Consider the following 25,674-nt stretch of genomic DNA (forward strand, 5'->3'; position numbering starts at 1 on the left):
TGTCTGCAAAGCAGACGAATGAGGGGAAAAGAAAGGATAATATGGCAAGAACAAGAAGAAAACCTGAACTGCTCATACCTGCGAGCAGTCTTGAAGTATTAAAAACTGCAGTTATTTTCGGAGCGGATGCTGTTTACATCGGAGGTAACTCCTTCGGGCTCCGAGCAAAGGCAAAGAACTTTAGTCACGATGATATGGCTGAGGGTATTAAGTTTGCGCATGAGCATGGAGTGCATGTGCATGTCACTGCCAATATTTTAGCTCACAACGATGATCTTAAGGGAGCTGAGGAATATTTCCATGAGCTTAAGGAGCTTAAGCCTGATGCACTTATTATCGCTGATCCCGGCATGTTTATGATGGCAAGAAGGATTTGCCCTGAGATAGACATTCATGTATCAACTCAGGCCAACAATACGAACTATGAGACCTATAAGTTCTGGGCGGATCTTGGAGCAAAGAGAGTTGTTGCGGCAAGAGAGCTTTCTCTTAAAGAGATAAAGGAAATCCGTGAGAATATTCCTGAGGACCTTGAAGTAGAAAGCTTTATCCACGGAGCTATGTGTATAAGCTATTCAGGAAGATGTCTTCTGTCTAACTATTTTGTTGGAAGAGATGCTAACCATGGTGAATGCACACATCCCTGCCGCTGGAAATATGCAGTTGTCGAGGAGACAAGACCCGGAGAGTATCTTCCTGTTTATGAAAATGAAAGAGGCTCCTATATCTTTAACTCCAAGGATCTGTGCATGATAGAGCACATACCGGAGCTGGTGGATGCAGGAGTTGACAGCTGTAAGATAGAGGGTCGCATGAAAACTGCCCTTTATGTAGCTACTGTAGCAAGAACATATCGCAAAGCGATTGATGATTACTTCGAGTCTGAGGAAAAATACAGAGAGAACATGCCCTGGTATCTTGATGAGATTTCAAGATGTACCTACAGACAGTTCACAACAGGCTTCTATTTCGGAAAGCCCTCTGAAGAGGCGCAGATATATGATGCCAACACCTATGTTAATGAGTACACCTACCTTGGAATCGTTGGCGAAGTGGATGAAAGAGGACTTGCCAAGATTGAGCAGAGAAACAAGTTTAATGTCGGTGATGTTATAGAGATCATGAAGCCTGATGGCCGTGACATTGAAACTAAAGTCCTCGGTATGGTAAACGCTGATGGCGAAGAAGTAGAAAGCTGCCCTCATCCAAAGGAAGTTATTTACTTAAAACTTGATCAACCCACAGAAAAATACGACATCCTAAGAATCCACACAGGATCATCAGAAAACATATCCTGTTAATTAAATACATGATCACTACAGAGCTGCCAAGCCATAGCGCTAAGGCAGCTCTAGTTATGGAAATATCGTTTGAGAATTTTAATATTCTATAGTACAATCATTTGCGAATACTCAGATTAAGTTTAGGGTATAAAGCCCTTTGGCCGTATTATATAAAATAGTGAGGTGTTTATGAGCGAACAGGTAATGGTTGAGGAACTATTTGGTAAGAATGTGTTTACGCTTGAGAAGATGCGTCAGCATCTGCCAAAGAGCGTCTACAAAGAAGTCATTCAGGTTATGGAGAATGGTGGAGATCTCTCTCTTGCATCAGCGGATGTAGTGGCAAATGCCATGAAAAACTGGGCTATGGAGAATGGTGCAACTCACTATACACATTGGTTCCAGCCACTTACAGGAATAACAGCCGAGAAGCATGACGCATTTATAACCAGTGCTCGAGGAGATGGTCACATGATGACTTCTTTCTCCGGAAAAGAACTTATAAAGGGTGAACCGGATGCTTCATCATTCCCTTCAGGAGGACTCCGTGCTACATTTGAGGCCAGAGGTTATACTGCATGGGATATCACATCACCCGCGTTTCTTAAGGAGACAGGGGCTGGTGTTACACTTTGTATTCCTACCGCATTTTGCTCATATAACGGAGAGGCACTTGATAAAAAGACACCGCTTTTAAGATCAATGGAAGCAGTTAACAAGCAGGCCCTCAGAATTGTACATCTTTTTGGAAATACAGCTGCAAAAAAGGTAAATGTTTCAGTAGGACCTGAGCAGGAGTACTTCCTTGTAGACTGGAAAAAGAGCTTGAAGCGTCCCGACCTTATCTTTACAGGACGTACACTTTTCGGAGCGCAGCCGCCTAAAGGACAGGAGATGGAGGATCACTACTTCGGTGTAATCAGAGAGCGTGTCGGAGAGTATATGAAGGACTTAAACGACGAGCTTTGGAAGCTTGGAGTTCCCGGAAAAACTCAGCATAATGAGGTTGCTCCCGGTCAGCACGAGCTTGCGCCTATTTATGAGACAGCAAATATTGCGGTGGATCATAACCAGATCATCATGGAGACTATGAAGAGAGTTGCTGAGCATCACAATATGAGATGCCTTCTTCATGAAAAGCCTTTTGCGGGCGTTAACGGCTCAGGTAAGCATGATAACTGGTCGCTTTGTACAGATAATGGTGTTAACCTTCTTGATCCCGGTGATACACCTAATGAGAATATTCAGTTCCTTTTTGTTCTGGCATGTATAGTGAAGGCTGTAGACAGACATGCAGACCTCTTAAGACAGAGTGCATCTGATGTTGGAAACGACCATCGTCTTGGTGCAGATGAGGCTCCGCCGGCAATTATTTCAATGTTCCTTGGTGAGCAGCTTGAGGATGTAGTTCACCAGCTCATTGAGACAGGTGAGGCTAAGAGATCAAAACGAGGTGGAAAGCTTAAGACAGGAGTTTCAACACTTCCTGAATTTGAGAAGGATGCAACTGACAGAAACCGTACATCACCTTTTGCTTTTACAGGTAATAAGTTCGAGTTCCGTATGGTAGGTTCTTCAGATTCCATGGCGAGCTCAAATACAGCTTTGAATACAATCGTTGCTGAGTCTTTCTGTGAGGCTGCTGACAGACTTGAGAAAGCAAGCGATTTTGATATGGAAGTACATGATATCATCAAGGAGTATCTTACAAAGCATCAGAGAGTAATCTTCAATGGCGACGGATATTCTGATGAGTGGAAGAAGGAGGCTGAAAGAAGAGGACTTCCCAACATTCCTTCCACGATAGAGGCTGCTGAGGTTCTTACTACCAAGAAAGCAATAGAGCTTTACAAGAAATTCGGTGTGTTTACTCAGACTGAGCTTGAAGCACGCCAGGAGATAATTTTTGAGACCTATTCTAAGACAATAAATATCGAAGCACTCACTATGATAGATATGGCAAGTAAGCAGATAATCCCGGCTGTAATGAAGTATGCAGGAAGACTTGCTACTGATGTTAATCAGGTGACTAATGCAGGTGTTGGTGCTACCGTAATGGTGGGAGAGCTTAAGGAAGTAATGAATCAGTTAGAGGCCATGAAGAAGGCACTTGATAAGCTGATCAAGGAAGAAGAGAAGGCCAGAGCAATAGTAGAGCCCAGAAAGAGAGCATATTATTGCAAGGATAAGGTAGTTCCTGCTATGACAGCACTTAGAACTCCTGCTGATAAGTTGGAGATGCTGGTTGATAAAAATGATTGGCCATTCCCGACATATGCTGATCTTCTGTTTGAAGGCTGAATTATCCTACTTATATCAGAAATTTTGTGGAAGCTTTTTTGAGGGGAGTAGAGTGAAAACAAAATTCTGATTAAATCCATGTAAGATAATGGAAACTAAACGGCACCCTCCCAACTGGGGAGGGTGCTTAAATGGAAGAATACAGGGAACTAAAATCTTTTTAAAAAAGTGCTTGCATTTTTGGGGATTCTTCCGTATAATCAATTCTTGTCGATGGGCTATCGCCAAGCGGTAAGGCAACGGACTCTGACTCCGTCATTTCGTAGGTTCGAATCCTACTAGCCCAGCTTAACTCCTCAGAAGTACTTCTGGGGAGTTTTTTTTCATATGCTAACAGTTTTATGTTATAATCAATCAGATTAAGTATACTTAGAGGTGAGTTGTGAAATCTCAGATTAAGAACCTGGCATTCCCGCTAGTGTGGGAATTGGCATTTATTATATTTTGCATAATCAGACCTTTTAAGACGTTATACATATTCTTTGTTTTCTATCTGGTTCTTACCGTTTATTTTGCTAAGGATTTTTCATTCAAGGAATATTCTAAGAATTTCAAGGATATCAAGAGATTTTGGATACCTGCTGTTCTTACACTTGTAGGTATTGTAATTGTTTTCATGCTAAATAAGAAAATGATTATACCTAGTTTTTCAGACATAATAAATGATGGCACATATGATTTCACCTGGGAAAACAGTTATATGGGTGAATTACTTCGGGCAATAACTATTTTGTTTATGCGTCCTGTTGCGGAGGAATTGTTCTTTAGAAAAGCGATAATGAATTTTGATTCCGCGACATCAGCAATTTTGACTTTTTCACTTGGACTTGTTCTGTGCGGATTCAGCCATGCATATTTGCCTCTGGGAGTAGTAGAGTATATGGTGCTTGCACTTCCGCTTGCGGTAGCCTTTTTCTGCACGAGGAACATATATATTCCCATAACGGTCAATGTGGTGTTTATGATGTACCAATATCTGCCTGAGATAATATATGATGTTGCACGTATTTCGATGAGATAATTAAGATCAGATTTTTCTGATAATGAGATGTGTATGATGATAGTTAGTGAATAAAATATTGCCTCCGATACATTTTTGAGTATCGGAGGCATTTTCATATCTTAGGATAATTCCTGATTTCTTAATACTTTTGCTCGAATTCTTCAATAGGAATTGCGTGTGAAAAGAAGTATCCCTGGAACCGATCACAGCCTATTGATTTGAGATATTCAAATTGGGTTTCGGTCTCAACACCTTCTGCAACAACTTTAATTCCAAGTGCCTGAAGAAGTTTTACTGTTGCTTCAAGTATGATCTTGGATTTGGGATAACTATAACTGTCATCAATAAACTTTTTGTCGAGTTTGACATAGTCTGCATGGAGCTCTTTTAACATTCCGATGGAGAGGTTGCCCTGACCAAAGTTGTCTATGGCTACCCGGAAGCCCTCTTCGCTAAACTCATCAAGAATTGCAAGCTGCAGTTCTGTGTCGTTCATGAGATCTCTTTCAGAGAACTCAAGAATAAGCTTGTTTGGATCAACGTTATATGCGTGTACCAGTTCCTTTACTTTTTTAAGTGCGTTCATGTAAAAGAGATCCTTAGGAGACACATTAACTGAGATTACAAGGTGATCCTTTGGAGTTGCTTTCCAGGAACGTAGTTGTTTCATAACTCGTTCCCAGTTGCCTATATCAAGTTTGGCAATGTTTTCACTTCTTTCAAGCAGGTGTATGTATTTATCGGATGGAACAATGGATCCGTCCGGTCTGATCCATCTGGTTAGTGCTTCGGAACCGGTAACTCTTTTTGAAGCATCAAAAATGGGCTGAAGGAAAATATGAAACTGACCTGCTTCAAGGTTCTGGTGGAAGCTGTTTAAAAACTCCAAATCATATTCAGCCTGCTTTAAGAGTTTGTTTGTGTAAAAGGTCAGGACATTTTCCCTTCGGTCATGTAGGGTCTGTAATGCCAGATCAGCTCTTTCTATCATAACGGTAACAGGTATTTCCGGGTCGTCTATACGGAATACTCCGAGATGGAAATAAAGGTGATAATTCTCATAATCGACCATTTTTCCAATCTCTTCTACAGCACTCATGAAAACGCCTTCGTCAAATCGTTCTTCCGGCATGCAAAGTACAAAGTGATCGGCATGCGTCCTGCCGTAAATAGCACCCGGTCCACAATTTCTACGCAGCATATCTGCTATAGCAATAAGGACTTCGTTTCCGCGCTGGGTTCCATAACGCTCGTTAAGAGTCCTAAAATGTCTTATATCACCTGTTATAAGGACACGATTTGTGTCTGGATCTTCTACCAGAATTTTGCGGACTTCTCTGCATATACCATCAAGGTTATAAAGTCTGGTGAGAAGATCGTGTGTCAGCAGATAATCTGATTCCGTCATGCCCTGAGAGAGCTGTTTGTCTTCACCTGCAGATATCGGATTGGAGGAAGGAATTATCTCACCCTCTTTTTCGTCTATACTAATAAGTTCCATAACACAGGTGAAATTGTTTTTGTCGGGGAGTACAAGCTTAATAGGAACTGACTGAATCAGGAAACGGTGGCCATCATAAATCTCTTCTTTGGTCTGCCTTTGGCCGCTCATGACAGCTCTGTAGCTGCTACAGTTTGAACAGCGTGAAGCTGCTTTCCAGGCAGAATAGCATTCCTTTTCATAATGGAGCTGTCCGGAGGTATCAACGTTGATTACACGACATTCTACCGGATCAACTAGACGCACGGTGTCATACATTCTCTTCATGTAATCCATCATGTGCTTAAGTTCCTGATATGTATATTCCTCTACTCTCATGATCTTTCCTCTTCGGAAGTGTTCGCTTTTTTAGCAAGCGCAGCCTCCCTCTTCTGAATCCAATTCTGATATGTAAAGTTAAATATAGCAGCGAAAGGAATCGCAAGCATGATGCCGGCAACGCCAAACATTCGGCCGCCGACAACCAATGTAACAAGTATCCACACGGCTGAGACGCCGAGTGTGTTGCCGAAGAGCTTTGGCTTTATAACATATCCATCAACTGTTTGAAGAATTACAGTAAATATAAGGAAAATCAGTGCATGGATCGGATTTACCAAAACCAGGATAAATGCACCGAGTATGGCTCCTACTATAGGACCAAATGTGGGCGCTAAGTTTGTAACACCTACAAATAGTGAGATGAGTACTGAGTATGACATGCCGGTTAAAAGCATGAAAATCCAGTTTATTACTCCGACTGCAAGTCCATCTAAAAGGTCTCCAGCGATGTAGCGCTTTAATATATCATTGCAGGTACTCCAGAATGTAGCTATACGATCATATACATGCAGCGGTATGAAGGCTTTCATGAGTCTTATGGTACCGGCCTGAAGCTTTTCTTTGCCTGCCAGAAAATAGATGGCTAGAATGAAGCCCAATATGAAGTTGAAGACGCCTTTTCCTATACCTGCAGATACATTGATTATCTGAGAAACCGCCTGAGGTAGCTTTTGTGCAAATTGGGACAGAAATGAATTAATCTTACTGGTGATACCGGATAGATCTATATGGAAATTACCGGCTTTGGCACTAATTGTGTTTAGCAGGGTTTCAAGTGATCTTGCATAGCTGTCAAGATTGGAAACGAAAGTTGTAATACTGCCTACCAGCTGAGGAATCAATGCAATCACAAGCACTACAATGAATAGAAGCACTGCCAGAATAGACAGCATAATGGCAAGTGACCTTCTTATTCCTGATTGTTTTAAGCCGGAAAAAACTGTCCTCTCAAAAAAAGCTACCAATGGGTGCAAAATGTACGCTAGGATCAGACCTGTTATTACCGGTGAAAAATATTTACCTAGAATTCCCAATCCTTGAAAAAATAGGTTGATATGGGATAAGGCAAGGTAAAGGACAACTGCCGAACAGGATGCAATAGTATATGGGAACCATTTTTGGTTAATACATTTTTTAATAAAATTCATATTGTCATTGTGCTTAAATTGCACAAACCCCCAATCTATAGTATTTTAATAAGTATATTCTAGTATTTGGCAGGTTAGGATTCAATTAAAAAAGTATTAAGTTTCGTACAATTATTTACGTGTAGGAGTTAAAAATATCAGCTTTTACGGAAGGTTCTGATAATTGACAGAATCAAAACACAAATAAGACCAGCCCAGATTCCGCAGGTAATGGTGCTCCGTATATATTCCATATGCGGGGCCTTTTTCTTAAAGACATACATTGTGGGATCATCTGCGTCGTAGCCTTCCACAAGATCACCTGCTTCAAGAGCTGCTTCAACATCTGCCTCAGACATAGTGATGCTCTTGTGGCTAAAGTATGGATCAGTGATCATGGAATCGGCATAGAGAATTTTGGGTTCATCATTTGTTTTGGTATAAACAGTGCAGCCAATAAGTCCTACAATGGCAAATATAAGCGCGTATCTTATGATGTGTGTACTGATCTCGTAAAAGGTTTGAGAGAGTAACCTGACGTGGGAGCTTTTTTGTTTTCTAAAAAGGGTTACTTCGTTTTCTCCAAAAGGGAGGATAAGAATCTCTTTTTGGAGTACCTGAGGTAATGAAGCTTTTGCTTTGCCTATCGAGTCGTATAACCATGTTCCCAAGAAAATAAAAGTCAGGTTTTTGAAGCTTAGGTTAAACAGGAACGGATCGCTCATTCCTATAAAGCAGAATGTGATGATAACTGCAAGCTCACTAAGCTTGTTTCCTTTTATAAGATGTCTGATCCACAGAATATAAAGTGCACATACAAGCAGGAAAGGAATTATACCCAGCTGTAAAAACAGGTACAGGAAGGAATTGTCCAACATATACCAGTTTGTGGGCGTTGCTTTGAAATATGAACCAAAGGGTGTGATCTTTTCATTCGTAAGGAAGTAAAGAGCGAATTCATAGCGTTTATGCAAAAGCTTGTTCATGAATTCAAAGGCCTGGCCTGTGGCTAGGAGCGGGCCTGCGACTGAAAAGACTACAACTGCTGGGAAAAGAAGGCTGATAAAGAAATTCTCAACCTTTGATCTTACAGGTCTAAGCTGTAGGTAAATATTAACAATCAGGTATATTGATATAGACAGAAGTCCCGTGAGACTTACTGTGTACATGTATACATAGACATTAACGAGCATAGCAATAATAGAAGCTTTAAGAAGACTGCGTGTGTTCTTTGCCTCGTATAGATAGAAAAAGAAAATTATTAAAATAAGCAAGGTTGTATGAGCTGTGTTTGGGTAGGGATATCCAAGGGAGTGCCTAAGGAGAAATCCATATCCGCTTCGCTTATTCATGTGATTTAGTTCTGTAATTATGCCGGTAATTGAAAGAAGATACAAAACAAAGTAAGAGACGGAAAGTATGATCAGCCCAAGGCGCATGACCTTCTTTTCCTGAATACCTTTCATTCCGAGCATGAGGGTAAAGTAGATTAAGAGTCCCTTTTCACCCGAGCACAGGTAAGTGAGGGCTCCTGTAGATAATATCGCAAAGCCTGCAATATATTCACAAAGAGATTGTCTGGTTGCTGCGACTTTTATGAGGAAAGCCAGCATACCTGCAACGATACATGCGTTGTAAACAGGCTGTCCGTCATAAAGCCCGACGGCTCTTGACCCGAAAAGGAAAAGAAAATAGATATAGAAAATCAGTTCATGGACTTTTATTGTGTTGTTTGTTGATAAGTCTTTAGTGTTCATGCGATAATGTAGTTCCTCCCGGCCAAATAAAGCCACGTTCCTAAAAGGATTATATCAGATATGAATGTTTTGGAGAAAAAAGAATTGAAAAATACTTTTATTGCCTTTCTATGTACCTGGGGGCTACAGCTTATTTTGGGGATTACTGTAAGAAATCCTCTTACGCTGATTTTCTTTGGTTTGTTTATTTGTATTGGCAGAAAGGTTAGAGAAAATGATAGAAAAGGTCCGGTGATTCCTGTTCTTTTGGTATCTTTTCTGTTATCTGCAGCTTTGGTGTTTTTTGTCGGAAGAAGAGCTGTGGAGCGGTTTGATAGCGGGCTTTTTAAGATTGCCGGAGTTTTAATAATGCTTTCCGGGATTTCTCTTGCGATTTTCAGAGTGATGCAGTTTTTGTTTAAAACCGGTGATTTACTGAGATATGCAGAGAGCAATGATAAGAACTCCGTAGAAAAAGAAGGGCCTCTTGCGAATACGGCAAGGGATGAAGGGAAAATGGCATCCTTCCTGTGGGAACATGAGGGGGCGATTTTTGCTATAGGAGCAATTATCTGTTTCCTGTGTTGGCTTCCGTACTTTTTGTATGAATTTCCTGGAATCATGACTGCTGATTCAATTGTCCAATACGAGCAGGTAATTGGAGTAAATCCGCTTTCTAATCATCATCCGGTTGCGCATACGCTGATCATTTCTCTGTTTTATAATCTGGGGATGAGTGTGACAGGTGAACCGAATAGTGCAATAAGCTTTTATACATTGGCGCAAATGATTTTCCTCGCTATTTGTTGTGGAAGAGTTGTGCTGGAGGTTAAGAGAATAGTCGATAAGAAAAGATGGGTGATGTTGTCACTTGCTTTTTTTGCGCTTGTTCCTTTTAATGCTGTTTTTGCAGTGACGATCTGGAAGGATGTGCCTTTTGCGGGGATAGCAATGCTGCTTGGCTGCAGGATTTGTGAGATGGCTATGCGGGATAAGGCGAAAACAATGGATTTTGTTATGTTTGCTTTTTTAGCAGTGCTTATCTCTGTTTTCAGGTCGAATGGCTGGTATGCTTTTCTTTTGTGTGTGCCATTCTTTGTATTTCTATTCAGACAGGATATTTTGAAGGCAGCAGGTGCAGTGATTTTTGCGATTGTTGTTTCTTTGATAATTAAGGGTCCTGTAATGAATGCCGCAGGTATAGTACAGCCTGATTTTACTGAATCACTATCACTTCCGCTTCAGCAGGTGGCAAGGGTCCTTGTAAGTGATGAGGCGCTTGATGAGAAGGATATCAGGTTGATTGATGCGGTTATTGACAGGACTTACATTCATGAGCTTTATGCTCCGGATTTTGCCGATAATATAAAGGAACTTGTAAGAGCCGGATATCCTGATGTAATAGAGAATAATAAGGGTGAATATTTTGGACTGTGGTTAAGGCTTGGAACGAAATTCCCTATGCATTATATAAGAGCCTGGTTTGATTTAGAGGGTGGATATGTGTATCCTGATATTCCCTATGAAGTCGGAAACATCGACGGCGTAATGCCAAATGACTATGGACTCGTTATGATGCCGCGTATCGGGGGAAAGGCGGTAGTTAAAGGTAAAGAGATACTTATAAAGCTAGGAGGCTTTGTACCGCTTTATGGTATGCTCTGGTGCGCCGGAATCTATACTTGGCTTATTGTTTTGCTGTTAGTATTGATGTTAAGGGATAGGCAGGCATTCCATGGCAGATTATTGGTGTTTGCGATTTTTCAGGCAGCACTGGTGTTTACGCTGCTTATAGCGGCCCCTGTTGTGGATTTTAGATATGAATATGCAGTAGTTATGCTGATGCCACTAAGTGCTGCAATTTGTGCTATGATAGTTAAGAGAAGGATTTAAAATGTACAAATTTGATTCAAGAATTAGATTTTCTGAAACGGATGTTGAGCATTACCTGACATTCGAATCGCTGATAGACTATTTTCAGGATTGTTCCACTTTTCAGACACAGGAAGGCCCGGCAACGATAGAGGTGACTGAAAAGCAGGGCATTGCGTGGGTTGTTGCCAGTTGGCAGGTGGAAGTGAAAAGACTCCCCAAATTGGGCGAAAGAATAGTGACGGGAACGGTTCCGTATGAGCTAAAGGGATTTTTTGGACACAGGAATTTTTTCATGGATACAGAGTCCGGTGAGCGCCTTGCGGTTGCAAACTCCGTTTGGATGCTGATGAATATGGAAAAGGGGTGTCCTGCAAGGATAAATGATGATATGATCGCCACCTATCCGCTGGATGAAAGGCTTCCGATGGAGTATGCTGCAAGGAAGATTGAGCTTCCTAAGGATGCTCGGGTTTTTGAGGCGGCTTCCAAGAAAATAGGGATGCATCATCTGGATTCCAATATGCATGTAAATAATGGACAGTATATTAGAATCGCGTTTCAGGCTTTTGAGAATGTGGCAGAAAAAAATGGGATCGATGATCTTTTGCAGCTTGTAAGGAGCAGGGAGAATATCAGCATCAGAGTGGAGTACAAGCAGCAGGCGCATCTTGGTGACGAGGTTCGTCCGACTGTATATGTTAAAGAGGGTATTTATACGGCATCAATAAACGACATTGCCGGTAAACCATATGCAATAGTTGAGTTAAAAGGATAAAAGAATGTTAAGAATAGGTGAAAAACAGGAACTGATAATAATCAAACAGGTGGATTTCGGAGTTTATCTGGCTGAAAAGCAGGGTAGTGACGACAAGGTGCTTTTGCCCAAAAAGCAGGTGCCTGAGAATGCAGAGCTTGGCGATAAACTGACGGTCTTCCTTTACAAGGATTCCGATGACAGGCTTATCGCAACTACAAAGACACCGAAGCTTATGCTTGGAGACGTAAATATGCTTACGGTAACGGATGTAGGTAAGATCGGAGCATTTATGGACTGGGGGCTTGAAAAGGATGTGCTTTTGCCCTTTAGAGAGCAGACCAGGAAGGTTAAAAAGGGAGAAACTGTTCTCTGTGCCTTATATGTGGATAAGTCAGGCAGACTCGCTGTTACCATGAATGTGTATGAGTTTTTGAGAACTGACAGTCCTTACCATAAGGAGGACAGAGTCAGAGGAACTGTATACGAGACCAGCTCTAATTTTGGTGTGTTTGTTGCTGTAGACGATATCTTTTCAGCTCTCATTCCGAAGAAAGAGCTGTATGGCGACATAAAGATAGGTGATGAAGTTACTGCCAGAGTAGTCGATGTGAGGGAGGATGGAAAGCTTACCTTAAGCGTTCGCGAGAAGGCTTACCTTCAGATTGACGATGATGCAAAGATCATCCTCGAAAAAATGGAAAAGAATGGCGGAAAACTTCCTTTCACTGACAAGGCTGATCCTCAGCTTATAAGGGATGAAATGGCAATGAGTAAAAATGAATTCAAACGCGCCATCGGTCATCTTCTTAAGGAAGGAAAGGTTGAAATTAGGGAAAATGAAATCAGAATGATTTAACCATCGTTTTCCTTGAAAAAAACAACTTGGAAATTTGAATAATTCTACTTTGGCTATTTGTTTAAAAATGAAATATAGATTGATTAGGAAAAGATAATCAATAAACAGCCCCGCATATATTATGTGGTTATTTAGGGCGATTTACGGTATCGTATCAGAGCTCGAAATAACTACATAGTATATGCGGGGCGTCATGTTGGGGATGTTAGGTTTACAACCTAACATCGATTGTGCCACCCAGGTTCGGGTTAACCGACCTCTCTAGAGCGGACACATCCATCATTTCGCTAATGGTATCGCCAACCTCCTGCAAAGCATCAAGATTCTTGGAGAGTACTGCTGTTCCCCAGTCTGATTGAAGCTTGCTTGCAGACAATGCCATTGATAATTCAGGTATGTCCATAGGCACCTCCTTTTGCTTGCTGAGGACGAAGTTCTTATGTTTAAAGTGTCCTCAGACATGTATCCTAATCCATATCTTATTTCGGAAAATTTCTTCTGAAAAATCATTATGGAAATTTCACAAAAAAACACTTATTTTTTGTGGATTTTTATGCATTTATCGAGTAGAATAAGAGTAGAACAATGAAAATAAAATTTTGGGAGATTAAATATGATTTCAAATCAAATCCTTCAAAATACCATAGACGGCTTGAAAGGCATCGCACATGTGGATTTATGTGTGCTTGACGTTGATGGAAATGAAGTCGCTGCGACTAGGCCGGACTTTGCAGACATGAGTGATTCTGTTCGTGATTTTGTCAGATCACCTGCTGATTCTCAGGAGGTTCAGAGTTATCAGTTTTTCAAAGTTTATGATGAACAACAGCTTGAGTATATTCTGATAGCCGCAGGAAGCGGTGAGAGTACTTACACGATCGGTAAGATGGTCGCATATCAGATACAGGGGCTACTTGTGGCTTATAAGGAGAGGTTTGATAAGGATAACTTTATCAAGAACCTGCTCCTTGACAATCTGTTGCTCGTGGATATATATAGTAGAGCGAAGAAGCTGCATATCCCGTCTGATTCCAAGAGGGTTACCATGATCATTTCCGCTGACAAGGTACGTGAGAATAACGTACTTGAGCTTATCAGGACTCATGGCACCGGAAATGGCGGTGATTTTGTAACCGAAGTAGATGAGGACAATGTTATAGTTGTCAAGGATGTTTCAGAATATAATAAGACGGAAGATATTTCAAAATCTGCCGTGGAACTTCAGGAGCACCTTGAATCACTTGGCATATCCAATGTTCACATTGCTATTGGTACAGTTGTAGGAGAGATTAAGGAAGTCAGCCGTTCATATAAAGAGGCCAAGATGGCGCTGGATGTAGGAAGAATATTCTTCGATGAGCGCAAGGTTATAAGTTATGGGGAACTTGGCATCGGAAGATTAATTTATCAGCTGCCCATTCCGCTTTGCAAGATGTTTATCCGTGAGATATTCGGGGGAAAGAATCCTGATGGATTCGATCAGGAGACACTTGCAACCATTGATAAGTTCTTTGAGAACAATCTCAATGTTTCGGAAACATCAAGACAGCTCTTTATACATCGAAACACATTGGTATACAGGCTTGATAAGCTACAGAAGAGTACAGGCCTTGACCTTCGCGTCTTCGATGACGCCATCACCTTCAAGATCGCTTTGATGGTGGTTAGGTATATGAAATATATGGAGCGATACTAGACTACCAAAGTCAGAAGTCATCCATATATCGCAAAAGGAAGAGGATTTTTAAGTATGGAAAAAGTTTACAGAAGAAAACGTGCGGCTGCACCGATCCCGGAGGATGAGATCATCACGCTTGATAATGTGACAAAATCTTATTCAACGGGAGCACCAGCCTTAAATGGAGTCACCCTTCACATAAAGAAGGGTGAATTTGTTTTTATAGTCGGAGACAGCGGATCAGGTAAATCAACCCTGATAAAGCTGCTTCTTAGGGAGCTTGTGCCTTCGGACGGAACCATTACCGTCATGGGACAGGATCTTGGCAGGATGAGACATAGAAACATTCCGAAGTTCAGAAGAAGGCTGGGAATAGTATTCCAGGATTTCAGACTTTTAAAGGACAGAAATGTCTATGAAAATGTAGCGTTTGCTCAAAGAATTATTCAGAAATCAAACAGAGATATCAAAAGAAATGTGCCGTCAGTTCTGGCAATGGTGGGACTTGCCGGAAAATATAAAAGTAAGGTAACTCAGCTTGCAGGTGGAGAGCAGCAAAGAGTTGCCCTGGCCAGAGCCATAGTCAATAAGCCGGATATTCTGCTCGCAGATGAGCCTACCGGTAATCTGGATCCTAACAACACTCTGGAGATTATGAAGCTCATGGAGCAGATTAACATGAATGGTACAACAGTTATTGTTGTTACACATAACAGGGAGATTGTTAACTCGATGCATAAGCGAGTTATCACTATGAAAAAAGGCGTCGTGATTTACGACGAAGAAGAGGGTGAGTATCACGATGAGGATGAGTAGTTTTTTCTATACATTAGGACAGGGATTTAAGAACCTGAGTCGTAACAGATGGTATACACTTGCTTCTGTTGCAACTATCAGTGCATGCTTGTTCCTGTTCGGAATGTTTTATTCAATAGTAACCAATTTTCAGCATGTAGTTAAAACTGCTGAGGAAGGTGTATCCGTTACGGTATTCTTCAATGAAGGAACCAGTGAGGATGTCATTCTTGCGACTAAAGCGCTGATTGAGAAGAGACCTGAGGTCAGCAAGGTGGATTATATCTCAGCTCAGGATGCATGGGAGGGCTTTAAGACCGATTATCTTGGAGAATATGCTGATGGCTTTACAGAGAATCCTCTTGAGGATTCAGCAAACCTGCAGATATACCTTAATGATGTATCGATGCAGCCTGCGCTTGTAACTTATCTTGAATCAATTGATGGCGTAAGAATGGTCAACAGATCTGAGGTTACTGCATCGACTTTGAGTGGAGTTAACAGCCTTATCGCTTATGTTTCGCTCGGAATTATTGCAATACTTTTGCTGGTTTCAATTTTCCTTATAAGCAATACGGTTACTATCGGTATTTCTGTCAGAAAAGAAGAGATAAATATAATGAAGTACATAGGAGCAACGGACTTCTTTGTGCGTGCACCTTTTGTCATCGAGGGTATCATCATAGGACTTATTGGTTCACTCATACCGCTGGTAATTATTTACTTTATTTACAATAAGGCAGCAGAATTTTTGGCAATCAGATTTTCAATGCTGAATTCTATATTGGATATTCTTCCGGTTGGAAAGATATTTGAGGCGCTTACACCAGTTTCGATTCTCATAGGAGTTGGTATCGGCTTCCTCGGTAGTGTTTCGACTGTGCGCAAGCATCTGCATGTATAAAAATGCGATTTTTTTATGGGAGGCTGCTGGATTTTGATTAGCAGAACATTTGGGAAAAGGATAACCGGGTCAGTTTTACTTCTGTGCCTGCTTGCAGGCACAGTTTCTTTTAGTACAACGCCTGTGAATGCGGCCGTTACTGCGGAGAGCATTAAGGAAAAAGAGGGACAGATTAAAGATGCAAGGAAAGAGAGAGATTCAATGAAGAACTCTCTTACAGATCTGCAGTCGGTAAAAAAATCTCTTGAGAAAGAGAAAACGGATCTGAATTCATATATAACGCAGTTGGATGCCAACCTTGACAGCATCCAGAAAAAGATAGAGGACCTTACGGTAAGTATAGAGCAGAAGGAAAAAGATATTGAAATAACCACTGCGGAACTTGAAGAGGATATAAGGATCCAGAATGAGCAGTATGAAGCCATGAAAAAAAGAATCCGCTTCATGTATGAGAGGGGAGATACTTTGTATGCTCAGCTTCTTTTGGAGACGGGATCCTTTTCGGAAATGCTTAACAAGGCTGAGTATATTGAGGAATTGTCTGCCTATGATAGAGGAAAGCTTCAGGAGTATATAGCACAAACCGAGCTCACTACGTTGACGAAGGAAGCTCTTGAAGAAGAAAAGAAAACTCTTGATGAGGCCAAAGCGAATGTAGTTATTGAAGAGGGTAATCTTCAGACTCTCATAGCCCAAAAGAATACAGAGGTTAATACTTTATCTGCAAATATTAAGGATAAAGAAGCGGCGATTGCCGAATATGAGAAGCAAATAGCGGAAGAAAATGCCACTATTGCTGCATTGGAGAAAGCAGTTGAGGCAGAAAAAGCTGAGCTGGCGGCTCAGAATGCAAGAAAATATGATGGCGGTATGTTTACTTTTCCATGTCCGTCTTATACAAGAATTTCTGATAACTATGGTATGAGAACACATCCTACTCTTGGAATTCAAAAGATGCATAATGGAGTAGACCTTGCTGCGCCAAGCGGATCCGCTATACTTGCAGCATATGATGGAAAAGTTGTTGCTGCAGCATATAATTCCACTATGGGTAATTATGTTATGATATCCCATGGAAGCGGACTTTATACAATTTATATGCATGCATCTGCTGTTAGTGTTTCGACAGGTGCAGAGGTGACGAAGGGACAGAGAATCGGATCTGTAGGTTCGACAGGAAGATCTACAGGACCGCATTTGCATTTTGGAGTAAGACTGAATGGTAATTATGTAAGTCCCTGGAATTACCTGAAATGATTTTTGAAAGGAAGTATCACTATGGAGCCTAGAGATAATAAGTTAGGCATAATGTTTGCGGGAGTGATCGCGGGCTTTTTTCTGGCGACATTTCTTCTAGTTGCGGGAGTGTTTGTAATACATGCAAAAGGGTTTTCATTTTTTAAAACAAAACCGAAGAATATAAATGAGATTGATTCTGCAGTTAATGATGAGACTCTGAACAAGGTTAAGGTTATAGAGGATACAATAAACAATTATTACTATAAGACAGAAATTGATCGGGATGCTGAAGCAAATGCAATTTACAAAGGTGTTGTTGCTTCGCTTGGAGATCCTTATTCCGAGTACTACACATCTTCAGAGTACAATGATCTTATGTCTGATACTCAGGGAATATATTACGGTATTGGTGCTTACGTGAGTATGGATAAGGATACCAACCTTCCCAGAATTACAGGCACAATTAAGAATTCTCCTGCTGAAAAAATCGGACTTAAGGCGAATGATGTGATCTACAAGGTTGCCGGCGAAAATGTTCAGGGCATGACACTTTCTGAAGTAGTTGGATTGATAAGAGGTGAGATCGGCACAGAGGTTACGATAACTATCTATCGTGAAGGAGAACCCGATTATCTGGATTATACTCTTAAAAGAGATAAGGTCGAAGCGCAGACAGTAAATACTACAATGCTGGAGGATAATATTGGTTATCTTGGCATAACAGAATTTGATTCTGTGACACCTGAGCAGTTCAATCAGGGGATGGAAGAGCTTAGGAAAAAGAAAATGGAAGCCCTTGTGTTGGATCTTCGGTCTAATCCGGGTGGAAGTTTGAATGCAGTGTGCGATATTGCAAGAGAGCTGCTTCCCAAAGGAGATATCGTTTATACGGTGGACAGGGATGGGAATCGAGAGAATTTCGAATGCGATGGAACAAAGGAAATTGATATCCCATTGGTTGTTCTTGTAAATGGATATTCCGCAAGTGCATCTGAAATCTTGTCAGGGGCCATTAAGGATTATGACAAGGGAACAATTGTGGGTGAGACAACATACGGAAAGGGTGTTGTTCAAAGGATTTTCCCGTTTACTGATGGAACAGCGGTTAAGCTTACAATCAGTAATTATTTCACTCCTAAAGGAAATGATATTAATGGAGTCGGAATTACTCCTGACGTTGAGATTGAGTTGGACTATGAGGCGTACAACAAAGACGGTACAGATAATCAGCTTAACAAGGCAATAGAAATTTTGAAAAAGGAATTAAAGGGAGCTGCTCTTGATGATGCAGCCTGATAACTACAATGTTAAGGCACTTCTGCGATTAAACAGAAGTGCCTTTTTATGTACAATAGGTTCTTTACAAAAATTATTTTCTGAGATATAGTTCTAATGTTTTAATTCTGATTCCTTATCCGGATTCACGGATACTTTTTCCAATTTAAAAATTTAACTTGAAAGGATGTGTGGTAGATGGATTATTATACGGCCACTTTGCGTGAGCCGGGAATAAAACCTAATAACGATGGATTAATGATAAAAGGTATACATTTTAAAAACAGACCGGATATGGTTGTCATGGTCATAAGCTGTTGCAAAATGAATCCTAAACTCTGCGACAAGGTAATAAGGACAGCTGAAAGGCTAGTATATAAAGCTGTAAAAAAGGACATGGCGAGGGCTTTAAAAAGACTGTCTGTGATCTTTGGGAGTCGCGGTTTTCTGATAAAAAGAAAGATTCCGGATATCACGGTTCTGATATTTGATGGCATAGATTACCTCGTGATGAATCGCGGGAACAACAGAGTTTTGAAAATAGACAGACTCGGAACAAATGAAATCTCCTGTAAACCAATGGAAAATAAAAATCACGGAGTCTGCGCTTTTGAGGGCAGACTTATGCAGGGGAGTACTCTTGTAGCGGCAAATCAGGCATTTTATGAAAGACAGCTTGATACAGAGATTTTTAAAAGATTATGTCCTCAGATGTGTATCGATGATAATGAGATGCAGAAAAATATGGAGTATCTAAGGAGTCAGCTATGGAGCAGAGGCGAAATAAGACCAATAACCGCAGCGGCTGTATGTTTGAAGTAGAAAACCTGCGAAAAATCGGAAGAGGAGGTAATTCCGAAGTTTTTCTGGGAGTGCGCAGAAATACAGGAAAGTATTGTGTGATAAAGCGTTCCATAGATGCGAAGTTCTCCGGCCAGCAGCTTGAGAATGAGGGACGGATACTAGAGTATCTGAAGGATTCGGCGTACAAATATTCACCAGATTTATATTATTATTCCGAGAAAGAGCTTGTTATGGAGTATATCGAGGGGACTTCTCTTGATAGAGCTTTTTCGGAAAATCTTAATGAAAAGGATATGATAGATCTTTTTGAACGAATTTGTATGGCTGTAGAGGCACTTCATGAACTGAGACCGCCGGTAATTCATATGGATATAAAACCTTCAAACTTCATGGTCGATAAAACGGGCAAAGTATATCTGATTGATTTTGGCACTGCGAAGATTGCGAAGGGATATGATGGGATTTTTGATTCCAAGCTAATGCCAGAGGAAGTATATTTAGGGGCGGGTACCAGGAATTATGCGGCTCCGGAACAGTATGGCGGACTTAGTGAGAATTCCTTTTTGACAGATGTATTTCAGGTGGGAAAAACAATCGAGTTTTTTCTTCAAAGGTCCGGAGTATCGCGTCGGTTCAGTGAAGATGTGATGAAAGTTGTCAGAAAATGCTGTGCATCACATATATCTGAAAGGTATTTGAGAATCAGTGATATCAGAAAAGATCTTTTGTCCGTTAGGGTAAGAAATAAGCGACATGTCTTCTGTAAGGAAATTTTTCAACAAAAAGATGAGAGGGAAAAATGCAAAAAGGTGCGCAAGAAAGCCGAAAAGCCCGAGCTTTTTATAGATGTTGTCAGAACATTTGATACGATTGAGTTTTTATAAATGATATGTTAGAATAATCTGTATATCGAAAATATGTTCGGAATTATTTGAGGTGTTCACATGGATCATTTTGAACTTAAATCTGAATATAAGCCAACCGGAGACCAGCCACAGGCAATCGAGGCACTGGTTAAGGGGTTTAAGGAAGGGAATCAGTTTGAGACTCTTCAGGGTGTTACCGGCTCGGGTAAGACGTTCGCCATGGCAAATGTTATTCAGGCATTGAATAAGCCAACTCTGGTAATAAGCCATAACAAAACATTGGCCGGACAGCTCTATGGCGAGTTTAAGGAGTTTTTCCCAAATAATGCAGTAGAGTATTTTGTTAGTTACTACGACTATTATCAGCCGGAGGCATATGTCCCTCAAACGGATACTTATATTGCAAAGGATTCCGCGATAAATGATGAGATAGATAAATTGAGGCTTTCAGCAACGGCATCTCTTACAGAGAGGAAGGATGTCATTGTCGTTGCCAGTGTGTCCTGCATATACGGTCTGGGAAGTCCTGATGAATTCAAAGGAATGTCTATTTCGCTCCGTCCGGGGATGGAGAGGAGCCGCGATCAGATTCTGAAGGATCTTGTGGCAATTCAGTATACGAGGAATGACCTTGATGTTAATAGATGTAATTTCAGAGTTCGTGGCGATACGATAGAGGTTTTTCCGGCACAAGCGGATGACTATCTTATAAGAATTGAACTTTTTGGTGACGAGATAGATAGAATATGTGAGGTTGAACCGGTTACCGGAACTATTAAAAATGAGCTGACTCACGTCATGATTTATCCGGCATCACATTATGTTGTGCCACAGGAGAAGATCAATCTGGCATGCCAGAATATAGAGGCTGAGCTGGATGAGCAGGTCAAGTTTTTCAAAAGCGAGGATAAGCTTATTGAGGCACAGAGGATAGCTGAGCGCACGAATTTTGATGTAGAAATGATGCGAGAGACCGGATTCTGTTCCGGAATCGAGAATTATTCAAGGCATCTGAATTTTGCAAAGCCGGGAGAGCCGCCCCTCACACTAATGGATTTCTTTGATGGCGAATTTCTCATAATAGTGGATGAGTCTCATATGACAATTCCTCAGATAGGTGGCATGTATCATGGAGACAGATCCAGAAAGACTACGCTTGTCGATTATGGTTTCAGATTACCATCTGCTCTTGATAACAGACCTCTTAATTTCGAAGAGTTTGAGGCGCATATAGATCAGATGCTGTTTTGTTCTGCTACGCCGGGACCCTATGAGGAACAGCATGAGCTTTTGCGTGCTGAACAGATAATAAGACCGACAGGACTTCTTGACCCTGAGATTTCAGTAAGACCTGTAGAGGGTCAGATAGATGATCTCATTACTGAGATTAACAAAGAGACAGCTAAAAAGAACAAGGTACTTGTTACAACACTTACCAAGAAGATGGCTGAGGATCTTACGGAATATCTGGCAGAGACAGGCATCAGAGTGAAATATATGCACTCTGATATCGATACCCTTGAGAGAGCGCAGATAATACGTGATATGCGACTTGATGTATTTGATGTGCTTGTCGGAATCAATCTTCTTAGGGAGGGCCTAGATATACCTGAGATCTCACTGGTAGCAATAATTGATGCCGATAAGGAAGGCTTCCTCAGGTCAGAGACTTCGTTGATACAGACTATAGGAAGAGCTGCGAGAAATGCAGACGGACACGTTATCATGTATGCGGATAACATGACGGATTCCATGAAAAATGCGATCGAAATAACTGAGCGCAGAAGAAAGATACAAGAGGCTTACAACGAGGAGCATGGCATAACGCCGCAGACAATCAGGAAGGCAGTAAGAGACCTTATCAGTGTGACAAAGGCTGTTGCAAAGCAGGAGGTTCAGTTCGAGAAAGATCCTGAGTCAATGGATAAAAAGGAACTGGAGAAAGTTATCAAGGATGTCGAGAAGCGCATGAAGAGAGCTGCTGCTGAGCTTGACTTCGAGACGGCTGCCATGCTAAGGGATCAGATGGTGGAGCTGAAGAAGAACCTGCTTGAATTAACCGGAGGGAAGTGACCCTCATCCGGCACTACGTGCCACCTTCCCCCAAAGGGGGAAGGCTTGAGGAGAGCTGTATATAACAGCTATCTCCCTTTGGAATGCTTGAGGAGAGCTGTATATAACAGCTATCTCCCTTTGGAATGCTTGAGGAGAGTTGTATATAACTGCCTTCCCCCTCTGGGGGAAGGTGTCAGCGAAGCTGACGGATGAGGGAAAAGGAGCGATATGGCAAAGAAGATACTTTCAAGTGATATACATGATTATATTAGAATACGCGGTGCCAATGAACATAATTTAAAGCACGTAGAGGTGAAGATTCCAAGAGAAACCCTGACTGTATTCACAGGGCTTTCTGGCTCGGGAAAATCCTCACTGGCGTTCGATACTATTTTTGCTGAAGGACAGCGGAGATATATGGAATCTCTGTCTTCCTATGCGAGGATGTTCCTTGGGCAGATGGATAAGCCTGACGTGGAAAAAATAGAGGGACTTTCACCGACTATTTCTATTGATCAGAAGTCGACTAACAGAAATCCCAGGTCTACTGTAGGAACTGTTACTGAGATATATGATCACTTTAGGTTGCTCTATGCCAGAATAGGTATACCTCACTGTCCGAATTGCGGCAGAGAGATCAGAAGGCAGACCGTTGATGAGATGGCTGATCAGATTCTTTCGTTGTCAGAAGGAACAAGATTTCAAATTCTGGCGCCTGTTGTTCGTGGCAGAAAGGGTGAACATGCCAAGGTTCTGGACAGAGCAAAAAGAGCCGGTTTTGTGAGAGTAAGGATTGATGATAGTCAGTATGATCTGTCAGAAGAAATCAAACTGGATAAAAATCTTAAGCATAATATTGAGATTATAGTCGACCGATTGGTTATAAGACAGGATAATGATGAGCTCAGAGGGAGACTTACAGATTCAATAGAGAGTGCACTTAATCTTGCAGAGGGACTTCTTACCGTGGATGTTATCGACGGAGAGCCCATGAACTTTAGCCAGAGTTTTGCTTGCCCTGATTGTGAAATCAGTATTTCGGAGATCGAGCCAAGAAGCTTCTCTTTCAACAATCCTTTTGGAGCCTGTCCTGAGTGTACAGGTCTTGGTTATAAGATGGAATTTGATGAAGAGCTTATGATACCTGATAAAACTCTCTCAATAAGTGAGGGGTGTTTTCAGGTTACAGGTTGGGCATCCTCCGGAAAAGAGGGTAGCTTTACAAATGCGATGTTGAGAGCACTGGCTAAAGAGTACAAATTCAGTCTTGATACTCCTTTTGAAAAACTCTCTAAAAAGGTCAGGGATATGCTGGTCCATGGTGCTGACAGACAGGTTATGGTTGAGTATACCGGTCAGAGAGGCGAAGGCAGATATCCCATAACTTTTGATGGTCTAATTAAAAATGTTGAACAGCGATATCGCGAGACCTATTCCGAACAACAAAAGGCGGAATATGAGCAGTATATGAGAATTACACCCTGCCCATCATGTAAAGGTCAGAGACTTAAAGCGGATTCTCTTGCTGTAACAATTGACGATAAGAATATTTTTGAGATCACTTCAATGTCCATAGGAGAACTTCATGAGTATCTTGAAAATCTAAAGCTTTCAAAGCAGCAGGAAATGATCGGATCTCAGGTTTTAAAAGAGATAAGAGCCAGAGTGGGTTTCCTCATAGATGTAGGATTGGATTATCTATCTCTTTCCAGAGCAACTGCTACTCTTTCCGGAGGTGAAGCACAGAGAATAAGGCTTGCGACTCAGATTGGGTCCGGACTTTGCGGAGTCTGCTATATTCTTGATGAGCCAAGTATCGGTCTTCATCAGAGGGATAATGACAAGCTTTTAAATACACTTAAGAACCTGAGAGACCTTGGCAATACTCTGATTGTTGTCGAACACGATGAGGATACCATGAGGGCTGCTGACTACATTGTAGATGTGGGCCCAGGCGCAGGATCACATGGCGGTGAGATCGTGGCAGCAGGCACTGCTGAAGAAATTATGAAGGTCAAGGAATCTGTGACCGGACAATATCTTGCTGGCAAATTAAAGATAGAAGTTCCTGACCACAGAAGAAAGCCCACCGGATGGATCAAGGTTAAGGGAGCTGAGGAGAATAATCTTAAGAATATTGATGTTAAGTTCCCCCTGGGAGTGCTTACCATAGTGACCGGTGTTTCCGGATCAGGTAAGAGTTCGCTTGTTAATGAAATCTTATATAAGCATCTTGAGAGGGACTTAAACAGAGCCAGATGCATACCTGGTAAACACAAAGGCATAGAAGGAATAGAACAGCTTGATAAGGTGATTGCTATTGACCAGTCGCCTATAGGAAGGACTCCCAGATCGAACCCTGCAACATATACCGGGGTATTCGATATGATAAGGGATCTTTTTGCAGGAACACCTGATGCCAAGACAAGAGGATATAAAAAGGGAAGATTTTCCTTCAATGTAAAAGGCGGAAGATGTGAGGCCTGTGGAGGAGATGGAATCATTAAGATTGAAATGCATTTCCTTCCCGATGTTTATGTGCCCTGTGAGGTTTGCGGAGGTAAGCGCTATAATAGAGAAACTCTTGAGGTTCACTATAAGGGTAAGAATATATATGATGTCCTCAACATGACAGTTGAGGAGGCTCTGCCGTTTTTTGAAAACATAAGGACAATTAAGAGAAAGATCAAGACTCTTTATGATGTGGGACTTGGTTATGTTAAGCTGGGGCAGCCTTCTACGGAGCTTTCCGGAGGAGAAGCCCAGAGAATTAAGCTTGCCACTGAGTTATCAAGAGTGAGTACGGGCAAAACAATATATATTCTTGATGAGCCCACCACAGGACTACATTTTGCGGATGTACAAAAGCTTGTAAAGATTTTGCATGATCTTGTTGAAGCGGGTAACACGGTTATAGTCATTGAACATAATCTGGATGTGATAAAGACCGGAGACTATATCATAGATATGGGACCGGAGGGAGGCTCCGGCGGAGGTACTGTTGTGGCTTGCGGTACTCCTGAGGAGGTCGCAAAATGCAAGCAGTCATATACGGGTGCATACATCAAAAAAATGCTTGAGAAAAAATAAAAAAATTTATTCAAAAGTATTAAGTTTTTATAAAGTGATGCCGATATACCTATAGGCATGAGCTATGCATTCAGTGCAGAGCTGCCTTTTGTGACATTGGAAATTGGTATTATATGATATAAAAATACGATTAGATGTTTAAAAACTTGCCCCATTGGTTTATAATGGCTAATGAATTATATCTTTAATTAAGTTATTGTGAGCGACT

The 25,674-nt window shown here is 41.3% G+C and carries 19 protein-coding genes and 1 tRNA gene; 16 read left to right on the top strand and 4 right to left on the bottom strand.

Translation table 11 applies throughout. The features are described 5' to 3' along the window. Positions 1-41: 41 nt before the first annotated feature. From G586_RS21715 to G586_RS0104240, 4 genes are all read left to right on the top strand, one after another. Positions 42-1,301 carry a peptidase U32 family protein gene (locus G586_RS21715; RefSeq protein ID WP_035772516.1) on the top strand — a complete coding sequence of 420 codons (1,260 nt, stop codon included), beginning with the start codon at positions 42-44 and terminating at the stop codon, positions 1,299-1,301. A gap of 171 nt (positions 1,302-1,472) precedes the next feature. After that, positions 1,473-3,584 carry a glutamine synthetase III family protein gene (locus G586_RS0104230; RefSeq protein WP_026526714.1) on the top strand — a complete coding sequence of 704 codons (2,112 nt, stop codon included), beginning with the start codon at positions 1,473-1,475 and terminating at the stop codon, positions 3,582-3,584. A gap of 214 nt (positions 3,585-3,798) precedes the next feature. Then, positions 3,799-3,871 (top strand) — tRNA-Gln (locus G586_RS0104235). A gap of 95 nt (positions 3,872-3,966) precedes the next feature. Continuing rightward, positions 3,967-4,605, top strand: a complete 639-nt coding sequence (locus G586_RS0104240; protein WP_026526715.1) for a CPBP family intramembrane glutamic endopeptidase — start codon at positions 3,967-3,969, stop codon at positions 4,603-4,605. Between the two features lie 121 nt (positions 4,606-4,726). Here G586_RS0104240 and G586_RS0104245 read toward each other — a convergent pair whose 3' ends face one another. The 3 genes from G586_RS0104245 to G586_RS0104255 form a co-directional block, all read right to left on the bottom strand. Beyond that, on the bottom strand, positions 4,727-6,406 hold the full coding sequence (locus G586_RS0104245; protein WP_026526716.1) for a GGDEF domain-containing phosphodiesterase: 1,680 nt from the start codon (positions 6,404-6,406) through the stop codon (positions 4,727-4,729). Continuing rightward, positions 6,403-7,557 carry an AI-2E family transporter gene (locus tag G586_RS21720; protein WP_035772484.1) on the bottom strand — a complete coding sequence of 385 codons (1,155 nt, stop codon included), beginning with the start codon at positions 7,555-7,557 and terminating at the stop codon, positions 6,403-6,405. Before G586_RS21720 ends, G586_RS0104245 begins: the two co-directional genes overlap by 4 nt. Positions 7,558-7,694: 137 nt before the next feature. Continuing rightward, positions 7,695-9,293, bottom strand: a complete 1,599-nt coding sequence (locus tag G586_RS0104255; protein WP_026526717.1) for a hypothetical protein — start codon at positions 9,291-9,293, stop codon at positions 7,695-7,697. A gap of 84 nt (positions 9,294-9,377) precedes the next feature. Here G586_RS0104255 and G586_RS0104260 point away from each other — a divergent pair, with 84 nt between their 5' ends. From G586_RS0104260 to G586_RS0104270, 3 genes are read left to right on the top strand one after another with little or no spacing between them, the layout of a single operon-like run. Next, the gene (locus G586_RS0104260; protein WP_155834019.1) at positions 9,378-11,165 is read left to right on the top strand and encodes a DUF6020 family protein; all 1,788 of its coding nucleotides are present in this window, start codon (positions 9,378-9,380) and stop codon (positions 11,163-11,165) included. 1 nt (position 11,166) lies between these two features. Beyond that, positions 11,167-11,922, top strand: a complete 756-nt coding sequence (locus G586_RS0104265) for an acyl-[acyl-carrier-protein] thioesterase (protein WP_026526719.1) — start codon at positions 11,167-11,169, stop codon at positions 11,920-11,922. Positions 11,923-11,926: 4 nt separating this feature from the next. Further along, entirely contained in the window at positions 11,927-12,760 is an 834-nt protein-coding gene (locus G586_RS0104270; protein ID WP_026526720.1) for a CvfB family protein, read from the top strand. Between the two features lie 211 nt (positions 12,761-12,971). On the opposite strand, the gene G586_RS0104275 is transcribed toward G586_RS0104270, so the two are convergent. Beyond that, on the bottom strand, positions 12,972-13,163 hold the full coding sequence (locus G586_RS0104275) for a YjfB family protein (protein WP_026526721.1): 192 nt from the start codon (positions 13,161-13,163) through the stop codon (positions 12,972-12,974). Positions 13,164-13,373: 210 nt separating this feature from the next. Between G586_RS0104275 and G586_RS0104280 the strand changes: the two genes are divergently transcribed. The 9 genes from G586_RS0104280 to uvrA all read left to right on the top strand — a co-directional run bounded on the left by G586_RS0104280 (position 13,374) and on the right by uvrA (position 25,466). Further along, on the top strand, positions 13,374-14,456 hold the full coding sequence (locus tag G586_RS0104280) for a PucR family transcriptional regulator (RefSeq protein WP_026526722.1): 1,083 nt from the start codon (positions 13,374-13,376) through the stop codon (positions 14,454-14,456). Positions 14,457-14,510: 54 nt separating this feature from the next. Then, positions 14,511-15,254: a cell division ATP-binding protein FtsE gene (gene ftsE, locus G586_RS0104285; protein WP_196811542.1), complete on the top strand. Its 744-nt coding sequence runs from the start codon at positions 14,511-14,513 to the stop codon at positions 15,252-15,254. Then, entirely contained in the window at positions 15,241-16,137 is an 897-nt protein-coding gene (gene ftsX, locus G586_RS0104290) for a permease-like cell division protein FtsX (protein ID WP_026526724.1), read from the top strand. The genes ftsE and ftsX overlap by 14 nt, the downstream gene beginning before the upstream one ends. A 33-nt stretch (positions 16,138-16,170) precedes the next feature. Continuing rightward, on the top strand, positions 16,171-17,394 hold the full coding sequence (locus tag G586_RS0104295; protein WP_242831968.1) for a murein hydrolase activator EnvC family protein: 1,224 nt from the start codon (positions 16,171-16,173) through the stop codon (positions 17,392-17,394). A 21-nt stretch (positions 17,395-17,415) separates the two neighbouring features. Next, positions 17,416-18,672, top strand: coding sequence for a S41 family peptidase (locus G586_RS21725; protein WP_242831969.1), 1,257 nt, complete (start codon positions 17,416-17,418; stop codon positions 18,670-18,672). A gap of 177 nt (positions 18,673-18,849) precedes the next feature. Further along, positions 18,850-19,473, top strand: coding sequence for a hypothetical protein (locus G586_RS0104305; RefSeq protein WP_026526726.1), 624 nt, complete (start codon positions 18,850-18,852; stop codon positions 19,471-19,473). Continuing rightward, positions 19,419-20,339 carry a serine/threonine protein kinase gene (locus tag G586_RS0104310; protein ID WP_081674184.1) on the top strand — a complete coding sequence of 307 codons (921 nt, stop codon included), beginning with the start codon at positions 19,419-19,421 and terminating at the stop codon, positions 20,337-20,339. Before G586_RS0104305 ends, G586_RS0104310 begins: the two co-directional genes overlap by 55 nt. Before the next feature lie 60 nt (positions 20,340-20,399). After that, positions 20,400-22,394, top strand: a complete 1,995-nt coding sequence (uvrB, locus tag G586_RS0104315; RefSeq protein WP_026526728.1) for an excinuclease ABC subunit UvrB — start codon at positions 20,400-20,402, stop codon at positions 22,392-22,394. A 210-nt stretch (positions 22,395-22,604) separates the two neighbouring features. Continuing rightward, on the top strand, positions 22,605-25,466 hold the full coding sequence (gene uvrA / locus G586_RS0104325; RefSeq protein WP_035772485.1) for an excinuclease ABC subunit UvrA: 2,862 nt from the start codon (positions 22,605-22,607) through the stop codon (positions 25,464-25,466). Positions 25,467-25,674: the final 208 nt, after the last annotated feature.

The organism is Butyrivibrio sp. VCD2006 (assembly GCF_000423925.1).
Lineage (GTDB): Bacteria > Bacillota > Clostridia > Lachnospirales > Lachnospiraceae > Butyrivibrio.